The organism is Paraburkholderia sp. DHOC27, assembly GCF_003429005.1.
GTDB lineage: Bacteria > Pseudomonadota > Gammaproteobacteria > Burkholderiales > Burkholderiaceae > Paraburkholderia.
In genome coordinates this window covers 171,813-189,753 of sequence record NZ_QVQV01000006.1, presented here as the reverse complement: position 1 = coordinate 189,753, position 17,941 = coordinate 171,813, and the positions used below count along the sequence as shown (strand labels likewise).

Here is a 17,941-nt window from a genome sequence, read left to right as displayed (position 1 = left end):
GCTGTAAAAGCGCCGCTGTAACCAGCAATCAGGAGACACGTGTGAACCATCCCGCGCCGCCGGCGCCGTTGCGCCGCCCCTTCCCCGCTGAACTGCTCGGCGCGCTCAAGGCAGCCTTCGGTGAACGCCTGTCAACCGCCGACGCGGTGCGCACCAATCACGGCCGCGACGAGTCACCATTCGATCCGCAATTGCCCGATGCCGTGGTATTCGCGCGCAACACAGAAGACGTGCAGACCGTCGTCAAGCTGTGCGGCCAGTACGACGTGCCGCTCATCCCTTACGGCAACGGCTCCTCACTAGAAGGACACCTGCTCGCCGTGCAAGGCGGCGTCTCGATTGATCTGTCGGAAATGAACCGGGTGCTGTCCATCAATGCGGAAGACCTCACCGTCACCGTCGAGCCTGGCATTTCCCGCAAGCAGTTGAACGAAGCGCTGCGCGACACCGGCCTCTTTTTCCCCATTGACCCCGGCGCGGACGCGAGCATCGGTGGCATGGCCGCGACCCGCGCCTCGGGCACCAACGCCGTGCGCTACGGTACGATGCGCGAAAACGTGCTTAGGCTGAGCGTGGTTCTCGCCGACGGCCGTGTCATCAAGACCGGCACGCGGGCCCGCAAGTCGTCGGCCGGTTACGACCTCACGCGCCTGCTGGTCGGCTCGGAAGGCACACTCGGCGTCATCACCGAAATCACCGTGCGGCTTTATCCGCTGCCCGAAGCGGTTTCCGCCGCCGTGTGCGCGTTTCCGTCAATGGGTGAAGCGGTGCGCGCCGTCATCGAAACCATTCAGATGGGCGTGCCCATTGCTCGCGTCGAGTTCGTCGATTCGCTTGCCATCCGCTCCATCAACCGTCACTCGAATCTGAGTTTGCGTGAAGCACCCACCCTGTTCTTCGAATTTCACGGCACCGAAGCGGGCGTGAAGGAACAGGCGGAACTGGTGCAGGAAATCACCGCACAGCACGCCGGTGAAGATTTCGAATGGGCCACGCGTCCGGAAGACCGCAGCCGTTTGTGGAATGCGCGGCACAGCGCTTACTTCGCAATGCTGCAACTGAAACCCGGTTGCCGCGCGGTCACCACCGATGTCTGCGTGCCGATCTCGCGGCTTGCGGAGTGCGTCATTGAAACGGAGCAGGACCTGCTTGCCTCGTCGCTGCCCTGTCCTATCGTCGGTCATGTCGGCGACGGCAATTTTCACGTCGCCATCCTGATCGATCCGGACAAGCCCGAAGAACTCGCCGAAGCGGAGCGGCTCAATCAGCGCATCGTGCAGCGTGCGCTGCGCATGGACGGCACCTGCACCGGCGAGCATGGCGTCGGGCTGCACAAGATGGGCTTCCTGCTCGAGGAGCATGGTGAGGTCGCGGTCGACACCATGCGCGCGATCAAGCACGCGCTCGATCCGCGCAATCTGATGAACCCTGGCAAGATTTTCTCGTGGGCGGCTTAGGCCTCGCCGCCTCACGCATGTAATTTCGCGCGGCACGACCGCGCCCCGGTAGTTCGGAGTACGAGGAGAGACGATATGAATGCACCTGCCGAACTGTCGGCTGAAGTGCTGGCGCAGCGGCAGCGCGAAGTGGTGCAGGCGTTGATGGCTGTGCTGCCCACTCACTGCCTGTTGTATCGCGAGGAAGATACGGTCGCCTACGAATGCGACGGCCTGGCGGCTTATCGCCGGTTGCCGCTGGCGGTGGCGTTGCCGGAAACCGAATCGCAGGTGCAACGCATCGTGCAGATCTGCCACCGGCTCGACGTCCCCATCGTGCCGCGCGGCGCGGGCACCGGCCTCTCCGGCGGCGCCATGCCGATCCGTCATGGCGTCGTGGTATCGCTTGCGCGCTTTCGCAAGATCGTCGAGGTGGACTCCTACGCGCGTACGGCAACAGTCCAGCCTGGCGTGCGCAACCTCGCCATTTCCGAAGCGGCCGCGCCCTACGGCCTCTACTACGCGCCTGATCCGTCGTCGCAGATCGCCTGCACGATTGGCGGCAATGTGTCCGAGAATTCCGGCGGCGTGCACTGTCTGAAATACGGCCTGACCGTGCATAACGTGCTGCGCGTGCGCGCCGTAACAATGGAAGGCGAAGTGGTCGAATTCGGCTCGCTCGCGCCCGATGCGCCGGGCCTCGATCTGCTCGCGGTGTTGATTGGCAGCGAAGGCATGTTTGCCATCGTCACCGAAGTCACTGTCAGGCTAATTCCGAAGCCGCAAACCGCGCAGGTCGTGATGGCGAGCTTCGACGACGTCGTCAAGGGCGGCGACGCGGTCGCGGGCATCATTGCGGCCGGCATCATCCCCGCCGGTCTCGAGATGATGGACAAGCCGGCCACGCAAGCCGTCGAGGAATTCGTCAAGGCCGGCTACGATCTCGACGCGGCGGCGATCCTGCTGTGTGAATCGGATGGCACGCCTGAGGAAGTGGCCGAGGAAATCGTCCGCATGACCGCGGTGCTGCGCGAGCATGGCGCCACGCGCATCCAGATATCGCGTTCCGAACCCGAGCGTCTGCGCTTCTGGTCAGGGCGCAAGAATGCCTTTCCAGCCGCCGGCCGCATCTCGCCGGACTACTACTGCATGGACGGCACGGTGCCGCGACGCAGCATCGGTCCGCTCCTCGGGCGCATCGAAGAGATGGAAAAGCGCTATCAGTTGCGCTGCATGAACGTCTTTCATGCCGGCGACGGCAACATGCATCCATTGATTCTGTTCAATGGCAACGATCTCAACGAATGGCATCGGGCCGAAGCTTTCGGCTCCGACATTCTCGAAGCCTGCGTCGAGCTGGGTGGCACTGTCACGGGCGAGCATGGCGTGGGCATCGAAAAGATCAATTCCATGTGCGTGCAGTTTTCGCCCGAAGAGCGCGACGCTTTCCACGCGGTCAAACGCGCCTTCGATCCACCGGGGCTGCTCAATCCCGACAAAGGCATTCCCACCCGTGCGCGCTGCGCCGAATACGGCAAGATGCACGTGCGAGGCGGATTGTTGCCGCATCCAGATTTGCCGCGCTTCTAGACAACTTCCTGGCAACGACAGGGTGGCTTCCGGGCCACCCCTACCGGCTAACCCGAAGCACCCGAACGCACCGCCCACCGCCGGTTTCTGTCCTTGCGGCAACCGCAGCGACGCGGCATGCAGGCCCGTGGTACGGGTCCGCTCCGGGTTGCCAGCGAGGCGCTGCCAGGTACAATCAAATGAAACATAACGAAGCAGGACATCATGGAAGAGGACGACACCGTCGCCACCTGGTCTGAACGCATCCGTTCGGCCACCGCCGAAAACCGCCCGCTGCGGATTCGTGGCGGCGGCACCAAGGACTGGTACGGGCAGACGCTGGAAGGCGCCATCCTCGACACGCGCGCCCATCGCGGCATCATCGCCTATGACCCGGCTGAACTGGTCATCACCGCGCGCGCCGGCACGCCCCTGCTCGAGATCGAAGCGGCGCTCGCCGATCAATCGCAGATGCTCCCCTTCGAGCCGCCCCACTTCGGGCCGAGCGCCACGCTGGGCGGCTGCATTGCGGCGGGCATTGCGGGACCGCGCCGCCCATCGGCGGGCGCTGCACGCGATTTCGTACTGGGCGCGGTCCTGATGGACGGTCACGGGAAGGTGCTGCACTTCGGCGGCCAGGTGGTGAAGAACGTGGCCGGCTACGACGTGTCCCGCCTCATGGCTGGATCGCTCGGCACACTGGGACTAATCCTCGAACTGTCGATCAAGGTGCTGCCGTTTCCGAAGGCCGAGGCTACGCTCAAGTTCGACATGAACGGCACCGACGCGGTACGCAAGCTCAACGAATGGGGCGGCCGGCCGCTGCCCATTACGGCCAGCGCGTGGCGCCATGGCACGCTGGCGGTCCGGCTCGCGGGCGCCGAGGCGGCCGTCAAGTCGGCGCGGGCGGCGCTGGGCGGAGAAGTAGTGGACGCCGTCGAAGCCGAACGCTTCTGGGCCGGCTTGCGCGAGCAGACCGATCCGTTCTTCTCGGGCATCGGCCCGAAGGCGGCGCTCTGGCGTCTCGCACTGCCCTCGATCACCGAGCCGCTGCAACTGCCGGGCGCCCAGCTGATGGAATGGGGCGGCGGCCAGCGCTGGTGGATCACCGAAACCGACGCGCAGACCGTACGCATCAGCGCGAAACAGGCCGGCGGCCATGCCACCATGTTCCGAACCGGCGCAGGCTACGACCGCAGCGCCGGCGTCTTTACGCCCCTACCCGCGCCGATCATGCGAATCCACCGCGGCCTGAAGGCCGCCTTCGACCCCGCCCGCATCTTCAATCGCGGCCGGTTGTACCCCGACTTCTGAGCGACGCGATGCAAACCAACCTCGCGGATTTCATTCGCCACAGCGCCGACGGTGAGGAAGCCGAAGCCATTCTGCGCAAATGCGTGCATTGTGGATTCTGCACCGCGACCTGCCCGACCTATCAACTGCTCGGTGACGAACTGGACGGGCCACGCGGCCGGATCTATCTGATCAAGCAGATGGTCGAAGGCGCCGAGGTGACGCGCAGCACGCAAACGCACCTGGACCGCTGCCTCACCTGCCGCAACTGCGAGACGACCTGTCCGTCGGGCGTGCAGTACGGGCGGCTGGTGGAGATTGGCCGCAAGATCACGGAAGAGAAGGTCACTCGCCCGCTCGGCCAGCGGCTGCTGCGCCGTCTGCTGGCGAGCTTCGTGCCGAACAGCGCGCTCTTCACCCCGGTCATGCGCGTTGGCCAGCAAGTGCGCGCGTTGTTGCCGAGAAAACTGCGTGACAAGGTGCCGGCACGTCAGCGGCCACTCGAATGGCCCACCGCCAAACATGCGCGCAAGATGCTGATGCTCGCGGGCTGCGTGCAACCGTCCATGATGCCCAACGTCAACATCGCCACCGCCCGTGTGCTCAGCGCGCTCGGGGTGGAGACCGTCGTGGCCGAGGAGGCGGGCTGCTGCGGCGCGATCCGGCTGCATCTGGGCTACAACGACGAAGCGCTGGACGACATCCGCGCCAATATCGACGCCTGGTGGCCCCACGTCGAAGCGGGCGTGGAAGCGATCGTGATGAACGCCTCCGGATGTGGCGCAACGGTGAAGGAATACGCGCACCTGCTGCGCGACGATCCGGCTTACGCCGAGAAGGCACGGCGCATCGTCGACCTGACCCGTGACATCGCCGAGATACTGCCTGAGTTCGAAGAAGCGCTGGTCGCGGTGACGCGCCGCCGCGCCGTGCATACCGTGGCATTCCACCCGCCGTGCACGCTGCAGCACGGTCAGCAGATACGCGGCCGGGTCGAGCATATGCTGACCGCGCTCGGCATCGACGTGCGTCTGCCGGCGGATAGTCATCTGTGTTGCGGCTCGGCCGGTACGTATTCGCTGACGCAACCCACGCTGTCCTACGCGCTGCGCGATCAGAAGCTCGAGAAGCTGCAGGCTCAGGAACCGCAGGTGATCGTGTCGGCGAACGTCGGCTGCATTGCGCATTTGCAAAGCGGCACGTCGACGCCGGTGGCGCACTGGATCGAACTCGTCGAGCACATGCTGGCGAGCTAGCTTCGCGGTGCAGAAGCGAATCGGGGGAAACAGCCGCCAGCGCTACGCAGCAGGGTCCGTATAATTGGACCTCCCGCCTTGCGCAGCATTCTTGCGCGGCCTCTCGCACAGATTTCGCACAGAGTCAGAGGCGCCGCGCGGTTCGCTGCGTGGCGTCGTCAAGTTCCCCGGTACGTTCCATGTCCGATCTCAAACACAATCTCGACGCCGTGCTGCAACGCATCCGCGTCGCCGCTGAGGCCGCCGGCCGCGACGCGCAATCGGTCAGCCTGCTGGCCGTCTCCAAGACCTTTCCCGCTGAAGACGTACGCGCCGTGCATGCGGCCGGACAGCGTGCGTTCGGTGAGAACTACGTGCAGGAAGCGACCGCCAAGATTGCCGCGCTGGCCGATCTGCGCGAGTCGCTCGAATGGCATTTCATCGGACCGCTGCAATCGAACAAGACGCGTCCCGTCGCCGAGGCCTTCGACTGGGTGCACTCCGTCGATCGCCTGAAAATCGCGCAACGTCTCTCCGAGCAGCGTCCAGCGCATCTGCCGCCGCTCAATGTCTGCCTGCAGGTGAACGTGAGCGGCGAAGCCAGCAAGGCGGGTGTGACGCCTGCCGAAGCGGCGCAGATTGCCCATGCAATTGCCGCGCTGCCACGCTTGCGCCTGCGCGGATTGATGTCTATTCCCGAGCCGGCGGAGACCGTCGAAGAACAACGCGTGCCGCATCGTCAGCTACGCGAACTCTACGAACAACTGCGCGCCGATGGACTCGCGCTGGACACTCTCTCGATGGGCATGTCGGCCGATCTCGAAGCCGCCGTGCATGAAGGCGCGACGATGGTGCGCGTCGGCTCGGCGATCTTCGGCGCCCGCGATTACTCTCACTGACCTTCCCGGAACATCATGAAAATTGCCTTCATCGGCGGCGGCAATATGGCCGCTGCAATCATCGGCGGCCTGATCAAGCACGGCGTCGCGCCAGCGGACCTGTACGCGATTGATCCCAACAGCGACGCGCGTGCCCGCAACGAGCAGCAGTTCGGCATTCGCACCGGTGCTGCTGCCGATTCCGCGTTGGCGAGCTTCGATGCCGTCGTGCTCGCTGTCAAGCCGCAGGTTCTCAAGGAGGTTGCGCAGGCGCTGGCGCCGCATCTGGGCGCGCAGCAGGTGGTCATCAGCATCGTGGCCGGCATCCGGAGCGCGGATCTATCGCGCTGGCTCAACGGCCATCAACGGATCGTGCGGGTGATGCCGAACACGCCGGCGCTGATCGGCATGGGTGTGGCCGGTCTCGCCGCGACGGGCGGCGTCGAAGCAGCGGATCGCGAACTGGCCAGTCAGGTGTTGGGTGCAGTCGGCCAGACTGTCTGGTTCGACGACGAAGCCAAGATCGACGCCGTCACCGCCATTTCGGGCAGCGGGCCGGCCTACGTGTTCTATTTCATCGAGGCGCTGCAGGAAGCCGCGCGTCAACTCGGCATGGACGACGCGCAAGGTCGCGCGCTCGCCGTGGCGACGTTCACGGGCGCGGCGCAACTGGCCGCGCAATCGGACGAGCCGCCGGCGGTGTTACGTGAGCGCGTGACGTCGAAGGGTGGCACGACCGCCGCGGCGCTGGCCGCGTTCGACGCCAACGGCGTGAAGGATGCAATCGTGCGGGGCGTACTCGCGGCGGATGCGCGAGCGAAGGAAATGGGCGACGAGCTCGGCAAGCAGTGAGGTAGGGCTGCTGGGGTTGGGGCTGCGGGTTGGTGCGCCATGCTTCATGCTCGTCGCGCCATGCCCGCAACTGCCCTTCAAAAATTCGCCGCCGCGTAATGCGCGGCGATACCCGCGAACAGCGCGCCGCCCAGCCAGTTGTTATGCCTGAACGCCGCGAAGCACGCCATGCGTTCGCGATCGCGGATCAGCCGGTAGTGATAAACAGCGCAGCCCGCCGCCGCCGCCCAGCCCAGCCAATACAGCACGCCGAACCCCAGCGACAGACCAATCTGCAGGTAGATGCCGAGCGTCAGCGCGTAGCACAGCATGATGGCGAACACGTCGTAACGGCCGAAGGTCAGCGCTGAGGTGCGGATGCCGATCTTGATGTCGTCGTCGCGATCGACCATTGCATATTCGGTGTCATAGGCCACGGACCAGAACACGTTGGCGAGCAACATGATCCACGCCAGTGTGGGCACGTGGCCTTGCACGGCGGCAAAGGCCATCGGAATGCCAAAGCCGAACGCAATGCCCAGATAGGCCTGCGGAATGGCAAAGAAGCGCTTCGTGAACGGATACGAACCGGCGACGAATAGCGCGATCACCGACAATTCCTTCGTCAGCGCGTTGAGCGGCAAAATGAGCAAAAACGCCAGCAGCGACAGCGCTGCGGCCAGCGCCACCGCTTCCCAGGCCTTGATCTTGCCCGAGGTAATCGGGCGATTTTCGGTGCGCTTCACGTAGCGGTCGAAATCGCGGTCGGCGTAGTCGTTGATCGCGCAGCCGGCCGAGCGCATCAACACCGTGCCCACCGCGAAAATCACCAGCAGCGAGAGCGACGGATGCCCGTCCGATGCAATCCATAGCGCGTTCAGCGTCGGCCAGAGCAGCAGCAGACTGCCGATTGGCTTGTCCATGCGGACGAGGCGCAGATACAGGGGTAGACGAGCGAACATGGGCAGGCGCCAGGCGGAAAGACGATGCCGCCATTTTAAAGGATGCGCGCGGCAGGCACCGCGACGGCGGCCACCCGTCAAACGTTCGCGCACGCGGTCGCCCCTCCGCATCTCATGAATCGACGCATAAAAAAGCCTCCCGTTCAGGGAGGCTTCGTACACCGATTTCATCGAGCAGCCAGCGAATACACACTAACGCCTTCGCTACCGCCTGATGCGCGTTGCCGCCTTAAGCCAGCATCGAGCGCAGCATCCACGCGGTCTTTTCGTGCGTCTGCATGCGTTGCGTCAGCAGGTCGGCGGTGGGTTCGTCGTTGGCGGCTTCCGTGGACGGGAAGATTGCGCGCGCGGTGCGCACCACGGCTTCCTGGCCTTCCACCAACTGGCGGATCATTTCTTCAGCCGCCGGGACGCCGTCGGCTTCCGGGATCGACGACAGCTTGGCGAAATCCTTGTAGCTGCCCGGCGCATGCACGCCGAGCGCGCGAATCCGTTCAGCAATCGAATCCACTGCCAGCGCCAGTTCGTTGTACTGCGTCTCGAACATGAGATGCAGCGTGTTGAACATCGGGCCCGTGACGTTCCAGTGGAAATTGTGCGTCTTCAGATACAGCGTGTAGGTATCGGCGAGCAGGCGCGAGAGTCCCTCGGCGATTTTCTTGCGGTCCTTGTCGCTGATACCAATATTCACGTGTTGTACCGCTTCTTTCTTGGCCATGATGACTCCTTTGAAGAGTGATGCAAACCGGACAGAGCGTGCCACGTCCATGTACAAACCATGAGCGCGAAAACGTGCGCTAGTTTAGCGTAGAACCTTATGTGCTTCGTGCGACCTCGGCTCGCAGCATTCGCGCGTTAGCCGCCAAACAGGTGCTGCACGCCGTGCGCGATCAGTACGGCATAGCCGCTCGTCACGATCGCCAGTCCCAGCACCTTGCGCGCGAGGACGCTGCCGTGCATGGCATGCGCGTCGCGCGCGAGCGTTGCGGTGGTCATGTTCATCACCATCTGGACCATGATTACTCTCCTTCGGTCTGCTTCGGATTTGCTCTAAAACACTGCGGAAAGCGGGTGAAGTGCGATGTCATTCACCCTGCTTTCCATTTGATACATGAGGACAACGCGGCTTGCTTCAATCGCCTGACATTGCCTCTTTGCGTCTGCTTATATGTGAACCGCGACGTGAACCGCGCTGCGTTACTTCGCGCCTTCGGTGAGCGTCGCCAGCGCAGCGATCACACCTTGCGCGTACGCCGGATCGATACGGCGGAAATGCTCGAGCTGCCGCGCCAGGATTTCCTGCGGCACACCGTTGATATGGCGTGCGATATTGCCGAACAACCGCTCCCGTTGCGCCGCGTCGAACAAACGGAACAGCGCGGCCGGCTGGCTGTAGTAGTCGTCGTCTTCGCGATGCTCGTAGCGATCCACGGCGCCCGCTGCGAGCGGCGGCTCAGCTGCGTTACGGTCCTGCGCGAAGTCACCGAAACGATTCGGCTCGTAGTTCACCGTCGCGCCAAGATTGCCGTCCGTGCGCATGCCGCCGTCACGATGAAACGAGTGCGGACGTTGCACGCGTGACGCGTTCACCGGAATCTGATGGTGATTCACGCCAAGACGGTAACGCTGCGTATCGCCGTACGAGAACAGACGCCCCTGCAACAGACGGTCCGGCGAGAAGCCAATGCCCGGCACCACGTTCGCCGGCGTAAAGGCAGCCTGCTCGACTTCCGCGAAGTAGTTCTGCGCGTTGCGGTTCAGCTCGATCGTGCCGACGTCGATCAACGGGTAATCCTTGTACGGCCACACCTTGGTGATATCGAACGGGTTGTAGCGGTAGTTCGCTGCGTCCGCTTCCGGCATCACCTGAATGCAGAAGCGCCATTTCGGAAAGTTACCCTTGTCGATGTTTTCCACCAGATCGCGCTGCGCGCTTTCGCGGTCGTGCGCAACCACCTGGGCTGCTTCGGCATCCGTAAAGTTGTGGATGCCCTGCATCGTCTTGAAGTGGAACTTCACCCAGAAGCGCTCGTCATTCGCGTTGATGAACGAGAACGTGTGCGAACCGAAGCCATGCATTTGACGGTAGTTCTGCGGGATACCGCGATCGCTCATCAAAATCGTCACCTGATGCAGCGATTCCGGGTGACGTGACCAGAAATCCCACGCCGCCACGTTGCTGCGCATGTTGGTGTACGGGTCGCGTTTTTGCGTGTGGATGAAATCGGGAAACTTCAACGGATCACGGATAAAGAACACCGGCGTGTTGTTGCCGACGATGTCCCAGTTGCCCTCTTCCGTGTAGAACTTGATCGAGAAGCCGCGCACGTCACGCTCGGCATCGGCGGCGCCACGCTCGCCGGCCACGGTCGAAAAACGCATGAAGAGGGGTGTTTCCTTACCCACCTCGGCAAACACCTTGGCCTTGGTGAAACGCGAGATGTCGTGCGTCACCTTCAGCGTGCCGAATGCGCCCGAACCTTTGGCATGCACGCGGCGCTCCGGGATCACTTCACGGTCGAAATGCGCCAGTTTTTCCAGCAGCCACACGTCTTGCAACATGACCGGGCCACGGGCACCAGCCGTCATCGAATTCTGATTGTCGGCGACGGGCGCGCCGGCCGCTGTAGTGAGTTTGTTTTCGGACATTCGAATACTCCAGGTGTGGGGAATTGCCGGGCAGAGACGGGAAGACCCGGCGCAATGGGAGGAAGCTTCAGGCGCTCAACGCGCGATCGACCAGCAGCGACACCGCTACGGTGCGGATACTCATCATCGAGGCGACCAGACGCGCCGTCGGCGATGTGTCCGAGATTGAAACATGCTGGGAAAGCTGCGTTTGGAGCTGCGTCATGGTTTCCTCCGAGTCGTTGGATCGGGCGATCCATGGAGGAAACTATAACAATACTATCGAATACTCGTGTTTGATTAATTAAATCTATTCGATAGGGGCCGGATCATGCGGCCAGATGCTGCAAGCACTCGGGCGGCCCAAGCGTTGCCTGATGCCGCCGCCGGCTTCGCTCAATTCACCGCGACGGGCAAATCGAGCTTGTTGACGCCCGGCAGATTGCAGGCGTTGATGGCGTCGCAGATTGCGTCGATGGCGGGCATCCGCGTAAAGCTCTTGCGCCAGGCCAGCACGACGCGGCGGTCCGGCACTGGCTCGTCAAAGGCGACGTAACTGAGCAGGCCGGAATCGACCCCGCCTGCCTGCGGTTTGACGTCTTGCACCGACATGCGCGGCAGCACCGTGATACCCACGCCGCTCGCCACCATGTGGCGAATCGTTTCCAGCGACGACCCTTCAAAGGTTTTCTGGATACCGTCCGCGTTCTGCGAGAAGCGCATCAACTCGGGGCACACGCCCAGCACGTGATCGCGGAAACAATGGCCGCTGCCGAGCAGCAACATGGTTTCCTGTTTCAGATCACCCGGGTCGATCTTCGAGCGGTGTTCCCACGCGTGACCGGCCGGCAGCGCCACGACAAACGGCTCGTCGTACAGCGGACGCAGCATCAGCCCGGTTTCCGGGAAGGGCAACGCCATGATCGCGACGTCGATTTCGCCCTGCTTCAGCAGTTCGATCAGCTTGAGCGTGTAGTTTTCCTGCAGCATCAAGGGCATCTGCGGGACGCGCTTGATCATCTGTTTGACGAGCGTTGGCAGCAGATACGGTCCGATCGTGTAAATCACGCCCAGCCGCAGCGGCCCGACCAGCGGGTCTTTGCCCTGTTTGGCGATTTCCTTGATCGCGAGCGTCTGTTCGAGCACGCGTTGCGCCTGCGTGACGATCTGCTCGCCGATCGGCGTCACGCTGACTTCGCTCGTGCCGCGCTCGAAAATCTGCACGTTAAGTTCGTCTTCGAGCTTCTTGATCGCCACCGACAGCGTCGGCTGGCTGACGAAACACGCCTCGGCCGCACGGCCAAAGTGCCGCTCGCGGGCAACGGCGACGATGTATTTCAATTCAGTGAGCGTCATTGGGGACCAATCAGTGCGATGAATTCGATAGGTTTCAGTTATACACCTATGGGGCCAATTCGCCAACCTCGCGCGGCACCGGGAATGCCCGTAAAGGTTACCGGGCGTAACGAGACCCCTGCGCTGCCCCTTTAAGCCTTCAAATACTGCTCGCGCGTGCCGAGCCAGCGCAGCAAATGCTGGGTCACCACCGCCGGATACTCTTCCAGCAGGCGCGCCGCCGCCTCGCGGGCCGGCTCGATCAGCCAGCCGTCCTGCTCGAGATCGGCAAACCGCAGCATCGCCGCGCCCGATTGGCGCGCCCCCAGAAACTCACCGGGACCACGGATTTCCAGGTCACGACGGGCGATCTCGAAGCCGTCCGTGGTCTCACGCATGGTCTGCAGACGGGCGCGGGCGGTCATCGACAGCGGGCCGGTGTAGAGCAGCACGCAGACCGACGCCGCACTGCCCCGCCCCACCCGGCCACGCAGCTGGTGCAACTGCGCGAGACCAAAGCGCTCCGCATGCTCGATCACCATCAGCGACGCGTTCGGCACGTCGACGCCCACTTCGATCACCGTGGTCGCGACCAGCAACTGCACTTCATTGCGCGTGAACGCGTCCATGACGGCGGCCTTTTCCGCTGGCGCGAGGCGTCCGTGGACAAGGCCCACCTTCAGTTCGGGCAGCGCGGCGATCAGTGTTTCGTAGGTTTCGACCGCCGTCTGCAACTGCAGCGTTTCGCTTTCCTCGATCAACGGGCACACCCAGTACACCTGGCGCCCCGTCAGCGCGGCTTCGCGCACGCGGCCGATCACCTCCTCGCGGCGCGCATCGGCGACCAGTTTGGTGAGAATCGGCGTGCGACCCGGTGGCAGTTCGTCGATGGTCGAGACGTCGAGATCGGCGTAATAGGTCATGGCCAGCGTGCGCGGAATCGGCGTGGCGGACATCATCAGTTGATGCGGCTGGAAATCGCGCGCGCCGTCCGCTGCGTTGTGCGCCTTGGCGCGCAGCGCGAGTCGTTGCGCGACGCCGAAACGGTGCTGTTCGTCGACGATCACGAGGCCAAGTCGCGCGAACTCGACGGCATCCTGAATGATCGCGTGCGTGCCGATCACCAGTTGCGCGGTGCCGAGCGCGGCGGCTTCCAGCGCGGCGCGCTTTTCCTTCGTTTTCAGGCTACCGGCGAGCCACGCCACGCTCACGCCCAGCGGTTCCAGCCAGCCGCGCAGCTTGCGCGCATGCTGCTCGGCGAGGATTTCGGTGGGCGCCATCAGCGCGGCCTGGTAGCCGGCGTCGATGGCCTGCGCCGCCGCCAACGCGGCCACGATGGTTTTGCCGCTGCCCACGTCGCCCTGCAATAAGCGCTGCATCGGATGCGGCTGCGTCAGATCCAGCGCAATCTCACCGCCGACGCGCTGCTGCGCGCCCGTCAGCGAGAACGGCAGCGCCTTCAGCAAACGCGCGACCAGCGAAGCAGGGTCGTCGGCCGTGCGCCTCGGCATGGTCGGCGCAGTGCGCGTGCGGCGTTCCTCGTGGGCACGTTTGAGCGACAACTGCTGCGCCAGTAATTCCTCGAACTTGATACGCACCCACGCTGGATGCGTGCCGTCCATCAGCGCGGTCTCGTCGGAATCGACGCCAGGGTGATGCAGCATGCGCACCGCCTCCATCAGCGGCGGCACGCCGAGCGGCTGCATATAGGTCTGCGCGATCGGCTGCGGCAGCAGTTCCGGCAACACGGTGCGCGAGAGTGCGTTGTCGATCGCCTTGCGCAGATACGCCTGCGTGACGCCGGCGGTGCTCGGGTACACGGGCGTCAGCGCTTGCGGCAGCGGCGTGTCGTCGTCCACCACGCGCACTGCGGGATGCACCATCTCCATGCCGAAGAAGCCGCCACGCACATCGCCGCGCACGCGCAGGCGCGCACCGATCGCCATCTGCTTGACCTGCGAGCCGTAGAAATTCAGGAAGCGCAACACCAGTTCGTCACCGGCATCGTCACGCAGTCTGACCAGCAACTGACGGCGCGGCCGATAGGCGATTTCGTTGTCGAACACGACGCCCTCGGTCTGCGCGATGCCGCTTGGCAGCAGGTGTCCGATGGGCGTGAGTGAGGTTTCATCCTCGTAGCGCATGGGCAGATGCAGGACGAGGTCGATGTCGCGTGTGAGACCGAGTTTGGCCAGCTTGTCAGCGGTTTTGGTGAGCGCGGGCGCGGCCTTGTCCGCTTTTCCCGATGTGGCTTTTTCCGCTTTGCCTGGTTTCGCAGGCTTCGCCGATTTGCCCACAGGTTCCGGGCCGGCTCGGAGCAACTCGCCGCCCTTGCCGCGCGCGGCGGAGCGCTTCGGCTCGGCGCTCACTTCGTCACTGGCGGAGGGCAGGCGGCGTTCGGACAAGGGCATGGGTCGCTTCGCAAGTACAATATCGGCTTTCAAAGGTATCGCGCAAAGGTGTGGCGCGGTTCAACGCGCAGTTCACCTCGTAGTTCACGGCGCAATTCACCGCGCGGCTCGGCAGCGCGGGTTTGCGGCATCAACGCGAGTTGCACAGCACGCATCGTGCGCGGCGTTGGCGTGCTGGGCCGTACGCCGCCCGACAAGCTGGCCGCGGCGTTTCGCAATCATAGCTGCCTGCCGCCGCGTGTCGGCGCAATTCGCCTCCGTCCGGATTCAATTCGGTCCTTTTTCGTCATTCGCATCCAGTTCGTTCGCATGTTCACGCTTTCCGATTTCGATTTCGTCCTGCCGCCCGAGTTGATCGCGCAGACCGCCTTGCCCGAGCGCAGCGCGAGCCGTCTGCTCGAAGTGGACGGCTCCGTCACGCCCGCGCGCTTCGTGGACCGCCGCTTCGCGGAATTGCCCGAATGCATCGCGCCCGGCGATCTGCTGGTCTTCAACGATACCAAAGTCCTGAAGGCACGCTTCCTCGGCCAAAAGGCCAGCGGCGGCAAGATCGAGGTGCTGGTGGAGCGTTTGACCGGCGAGCGCACTGCGCTCGCGCAGATTCGCGCCAGCAAGAGCCCCGCGCCGGGCACCGTGCTGCGTCTCGCCGATGCATTCGACGTCACGGTGGGAGAACGCGTCGAGCCGTTCTACACGCTGCATTTCCCGGACGACTGCCTGACGCTGATCGAACAATACGGCCGCCTGCCGCTGCCGCCGTACATCGAACACGACCCGGACGCGACGGACGAGAGCCGTTATCAAACCGTGTTCGCGCAGAATCCGGGCGCGGTGGCCGCGCCAACAGCCGGGCTGCATTTCGACGACGCCCTGCTGGCCCGCATGGAGGAGCACGGCGTCGAACGTGCGACGCTGACGCTGCACGTCGGCGCCGGCACGTTTCAACCGGTACGCGTGGAAAACATCGCCGAACACAAGATGCACAGCGAGTGGTATCAGTTGCCGCAGACGCTGGTCGACAAGATCGCCGCGACCAAGGCGCGCGGTAACCGGGTGATCGCGGTGGGTACCACGTCGATGCGCGCGCTCGAAGCCGCCGCGCGTGACGCGGAAGCCGCTGGGCGCCCGCTCGCCGCGACCAGCGATGAGACGGACATCTTCATCACGCCGGGCTATGGGTTCCGCGTGGTGGACCGGTTAGTGACGAACTTCCACTTGCCAAAATCGACGCTGTTGATGCTGGTTTCCGCGTTTGCCGGCATCGACACGATCCGCGCGGCCTACCAGCATGCCATTGCAGAACGCTACCGCTTCTTCAGCTACGGCGACGCCATGCTGCTTACCCGCAAGGACGCCTGACCGGAAGACCGCATGAACAGCGAGGGTGGCGCGAGTGCAATAACGTTGCACGCCGTCCGCGCTCGCGGTAGTCTCCGGCTCCTCGCCGCGCTGATCCAGACGTGGCCGCGCCGGCAAGGTGCGGCACCAGACCAGCGCTGCAACCTGATCTTTTTCTGACCGCCGGGTCTGCCCGGTGGCCTTCACCATTTGCGCCGGACTGTTCTCCGGTGGCATAGGAGTTACTCATGACCGACGGTCATCGCCACGACGCGGGCGCAACAGACGCGACCTGCCCCACCTGCTCCGATCAGGCCGGCACGCCTTCCGAACGCCCTGCCAACGGCCTTCAATTCGAGCTCATCACCACCGACGGCCAGGCGCGCCGCGGCCGCCTGACGCTGAATCACGGCGTGGTCGAAACGCCGATCTTCATGCCGGTGGGTACCTACGGCACGGTCAAGGCCGTACAGCCGCGCGAACTCGAAGAGATGCACGCGCAGATCATCCTCGGCAACACGTTTCACCTGTGGCTGCGTCCGGGGCTCGAAACCGTCGCCGCTCACGGCGGCTTGCACAGTTTCATGGGCTGGAAGAAGCCTATCCTGACCGACTCAGGCGGATTCCAGGTGTTTTCGCTCGGCGATCTGCGCAAGATCACCGAAGATGGCGTCACCTTTGCCTCGCCGATCAATGGCGACAAGCTGTTCCTGTCGCCCGAAGTGTCGATGCAGATCCAGAAGGTGCTGAATTCGGACATCGTCATGCAGTTCGACGAGTGCACGCCCTACGCCACCAACAACATTCCGACCTCGCACCAGGAAGCCGCCGACTCCATGCGTATGTCGATGCGCTGGGCGAAGCGCTCCATCAACGAATTCAACGCGCTGGGTAATCCAAACGCGTTGTTCGGCATCGTGCAGGGCGGCATGTTCGAAGATCTGCGTGACGAGTCGCTGGCCGGTCTGGCCGAGATGGACTTCCACGGGCTTGCCATTGGCGGCCTCTCGGTCGGCGAGCCGAAGGAAGACATGATGCGGGTGCTCAACCACATCGGCCCGAAGCTGCCGGCGAACAAGCCGCACTACCTGATGGGCGTGGGCACGCCCGAAGATCTGGTGGCGGGCGTTGCGGCCGGCGTGGATATGTTCGACTGCGTGATGCCCACCCGCAACGCGCGCAACGGCTGGCTGTTCACGCGCTTTGGCGACGTGAAGATCCGCAACGCCACGCACAAGAATTCGCTACGGCCGCTCGACGAAAGCTGTGGCTGTTACACCTGCCGCAACTTCACGCGCGGATATTTACATCACCTGCATCGGGTCGGCGAAATTCTTGGCGCGCAGCTCAACACGATCCACAATCTCCATTACTACCTCGAACTGATGAGCGAAATCCGCGCGTCGATCGACGCCCACGCGTTCGAGGCCTTCCGTCAACGCTTCCACGAAAACCGGGCGCGTGGCGTCGAGCAGACTTCCTGACGGCATGTCGGCAGCCGCCGGGGCCGCCGCTACAGGGTTTCTACTGAAGAATCCGTCAGCACCGGACCATCAACATTACAATCAACTTTCGCGACGCGCTGGGCGGCCTTAACAGCTTGATCGGTAAGCCCATTTGCCGCGCCGTCGCACCCTTTGCCGGTGGTAGAATAATCGGCTGATTTTTTTGATCGTTATAACGGAGAGACCAACGTGTCGTTCATTTCCAATGCCTTCGCTCAGGGCACAGGCGGTGCAGAATCGAGCCTGATGAGCTTTCTGCCGCTGATCCTGATGTTTGGCGTGCTGTACTTCATCATGATTCGCCCGCAAATGAAGCGTCAGAAGGAACACCGCAACATGCTCTCCGCCATGGCGAAGGGCGATGAAGTGGTAACGAACGGCGGCATCGTCGGCAAGGTGACCAAGGTCAGCGACGCGTATGTCGGCGTCGAAATCGCCGAAGGCACGGAAATCACCGTGCAGAAGGCGTCGGTCACGACGATTCTCCCGAAGGGCACGATCAAGTCGCTATAAGGCCTGC

16 protein-coding genes are annotated in these 17,941 nt (G+C 63.6%); 9 read left to right on the top strand and 7 right to left on the bottom strand.

Annotated features, from left to right (window positions below; translation table 11 throughout):
* Positions 1-41: 41 nt before the first annotated feature.
* The 6 genes from D0B32_RS19550 (at position 42) to proC (ending at position 7,263) form a co-directional block, all read left to right on the top strand.
* Positions 42-1,457 (top strand): FAD-linked oxidase C-terminal domain-containing protein, encoded by a 1,416-nt coding sequence (locus tag D0B32_RS19550; protein WP_117335939.1) that lies wholly within the window; start codon positions 42-44, stop codon positions 1,455-1,457.
* Between the two features lie 75 nt (positions 1,458-1,532).
* Positions 1,533-3,026: an FAD-linked oxidase C-terminal domain-containing protein gene (locus D0B32_RS19545; RefSeq protein WP_117335938.1), complete on the top strand. Its 1,494-nt coding sequence runs from the start codon at positions 1,533-1,535 to the stop codon at positions 3,024-3,026.
* 204 nt (positions 3,027-3,230) lie between these two features.
* Entirely contained in the window at positions 3,231-4,319 is a 1,089-nt protein-coding gene (glcE, locus tag D0B32_RS19540) for a glycolate oxidase subunit GlcE (protein WP_117335937.1), read from the top strand.
* 8 nt (positions 4,320-4,327) lie between these two features.
* Positions 4,328-5,554: a glycolate oxidase subunit GlcF gene (gene glcF, locus D0B32_RS19535; RefSeq protein ID WP_117335936.1), complete on the top strand. Its 1,227-nt coding sequence runs from the start codon at positions 4,328-4,330 to the stop codon at positions 5,552-5,554.
* 179 nt (positions 5,555-5,733) lie between these two features.
* Positions 5,734-6,432, top strand: a complete 699-nt coding sequence (locus D0B32_RS19530; RefSeq protein ID WP_117335935.1) for a YggS family pyridoxal phosphate-dependent enzyme — start codon at positions 5,734-5,736, stop codon at positions 6,430-6,432.
* Between the two features lie 15 nt (positions 6,433-6,447).
* Entirely contained in the window at positions 6,448-7,263 is an 816-nt protein-coding gene (proC, locus tag D0B32_RS19525; RefSeq protein WP_117335934.1) for a pyrroline-5-carboxylate reductase, read from the top strand.
* A gap of 77 nt (positions 7,264-7,340) precedes the next feature.
* Here proC and ubiA read toward each other — a convergent pair whose 3' ends face one another.
* From ubiA to recG, 7 genes are all read right to left on the bottom strand, one after another.
* Positions 7,341-8,204 (bottom strand): 4-hydroxybenzoate octaprenyltransferase, encoded by an 864-nt coding sequence (gene ubiA, locus D0B32_RS19520; protein WP_117336302.1) that lies wholly within the window; start codon positions 8,202-8,204, stop codon positions 7,341-7,343.
* A 229-nt stretch (positions 8,205-8,433) separates the two neighbouring features.
* Positions 8,434-8,922 carry a Dps family protein gene (locus D0B32_RS19515; RefSeq protein ID WP_006047907.1) on the bottom strand — a complete coding sequence of 163 codons (489 nt, stop codon included), beginning with the start codon at positions 8,920-8,922 and terminating at the stop codon, positions 8,434-8,436.
* 137 nt (positions 8,923-9,059) lie between these two features.
* Complete coding sequence (locus D0B32_RS32605) at positions 9,060-9,221, bottom strand: hypothetical protein (protein ID WP_181969850.1); 162 nt, start codon at positions 9,219-9,221, stop codon at positions 9,060-9,062.
* Positions 9,222-9,401: 180 nt separating this feature from the next.
* A complete protein-coding gene (locus D0B32_RS19510; RefSeq protein ID WP_117335933.1) occupies positions 9,402-10,853 on the bottom strand; it encodes a catalase in 1,452 nt (483 codons plus the stop codon).
* A gap of 67 nt (positions 10,854-10,920) precedes the next feature.
* On the bottom strand, positions 10,921-11,058 hold the full coding sequence (locus D0B32_RS32600; protein WP_181969849.1) for a hypothetical protein: 138 nt from the start codon (positions 11,056-11,058) through the stop codon (positions 10,921-10,923).
* Between the two features lie 170 nt (positions 11,059-11,228).
* On the bottom strand, positions 11,229-12,188 hold the full coding sequence (locus D0B32_RS19505) for a LysR substrate-binding domain-containing protein (protein WP_117335932.1): 960 nt from the start codon (positions 12,186-12,188) through the stop codon (positions 11,229-11,231).
* 131 nt (positions 12,189-12,319) lie between these two features.
* The gene (recG, locus tag D0B32_RS19500) at positions 12,320-14,578 is read right to left on the bottom strand and encodes an ATP-dependent DNA helicase RecG (RefSeq protein ID WP_117335931.1); all 2,259 of its coding nucleotides are present in this window, start codon (positions 14,576-14,578) and stop codon (positions 12,320-12,322) included.
* A 309-nt stretch (positions 14,579-14,887) separates the two neighbouring features.
* Between recG and queA the strand changes: the two genes are divergently transcribed.
* The 3 genes from queA to yajC all read left to right on the top strand — a co-directional run bounded on the left by queA (position 14,888) and on the right by yajC (position 17,934).
* Complete coding sequence (queA, locus tag D0B32_RS19495; RefSeq protein ID WP_117336301.1) at positions 14,888-15,937, top strand: tRNA preQ1(34) S-adenosylmethionine ribosyltransferase-isomerase QueA; 1,050 nt, start codon at positions 14,888-14,890, stop codon at positions 15,935-15,937.
* 227 nt (positions 15,938-16,164) lie between these two features.
* On the top strand, positions 16,165-17,400 hold the full coding sequence (gene tgt / locus D0B32_RS19490; protein ID WP_259295055.1) for a tRNA guanosine(34) transglycosylase Tgt: 1,236 nt from the start codon (positions 16,165-16,167) through the stop codon (positions 17,398-17,400).
* 210 nt (positions 17,401-17,610) lie between these two features.
* Positions 17,611-17,934 (top strand): preprotein translocase subunit YajC, encoded by a 324-nt coding sequence (gene yajC / locus D0B32_RS19485; protein WP_117335930.1) that lies wholly within the window; start codon positions 17,611-17,613, stop codon positions 17,932-17,934.
* Positions 17,935-17,941: the final 7 nt, after the last annotated feature.

Excerpts from the sequence above, each read along its gene's own strand:
- D0B32_RS19545 (WP_117335938.1), top strand. The coding sequence starts at position 1,533 with ATGAATGCACCTGCCGAACTGTCGGCTGAAGTGCTGGCGCAGCGGCAG.
- glcE (WP_117335937.1), top strand. The coding sequence starts at position 3,231 with ATGGAAGAGGACGACACCGTCGCCACCTGGTCTGAACGCATCCGTTCG.
- glcF (WP_117335936.1), top strand. The coding sequence starts at position 4,328 with ATGCAAACCAACCTCGCGGATTTCATTCGCCACAGCGCCGACGGTGAG.
- D0B32_RS19530 (WP_117335935.1), top strand. The coding sequence starts at position 5,734 with ATGTCCGATCTCAAACACAATCTCGACGCCGTGCTGCAACGCATCCGC.
- proC (WP_117335934.1), top strand. The coding sequence starts at position 6,448 with ATGAAAATTGCCTTCATCGGCGGCGGCAATATGGCCGCTGCAATCATC.
- ubiA (WP_117336302.1), bottom strand. The coding sequence starts at position 8,204 with ATGTTCGCTCGTCTACCCCTGTATCTGCGCCTCGTCCGCATGGACAAG.
- D0B32_RS19515 (WP_006047907.1), bottom strand. The coding sequence starts at position 8,922 with ATGGCCAAGAAAGAAGCGGTACAACACGTGAATATTGGTATCAGCGAC.
- D0B32_RS32605 (WP_181969850.1), bottom strand. The coding sequence starts at position 9,221 with ATGGTCCAGATGGTGATGAACATGACCACCGCAACGCTCGCGCGCGAC.
- D0B32_RS19510 (WP_117335933.1), bottom strand. The coding sequence starts at position 10,853 with ATGTCCGAAAACAAACTCACTACAGCGGCCGGCGCGCCCGTCGCCGAC.
- D0B32_RS32600 (WP_181969849.1), bottom strand. The coding sequence starts at position 11,058 with ATGACGCAGCTCCAAACGCAGCTTTCCCAGCATGTTTCAATCTCGGAC.
- D0B32_RS19505 (WP_117335932.1), bottom strand. The coding sequence starts at position 12,188 with ATGACGCTCACTGAATTGAAATACATCGTCGCCGTTGCCCGCGAGCGG.
- recG (WP_117335931.1), bottom strand. The coding sequence starts at position 14,578 with ATGCCCTTGTCCGAACGCCGCCTGCCCTCCGCCAGTGACGAAGTGAGC.
- queA (WP_117336301.1), top strand. The coding sequence starts at position 14,888 with ATGTTCACGCTTTCCGATTTCGATTTCGTCCTGCCGCCCGAGTTGATC.
- tgt (WP_259295055.1), top strand. The coding sequence starts at position 16,165 with ATGACCGACGGTCATCGCCACGACGCGGGCGCAACAGACGCGACCTGC.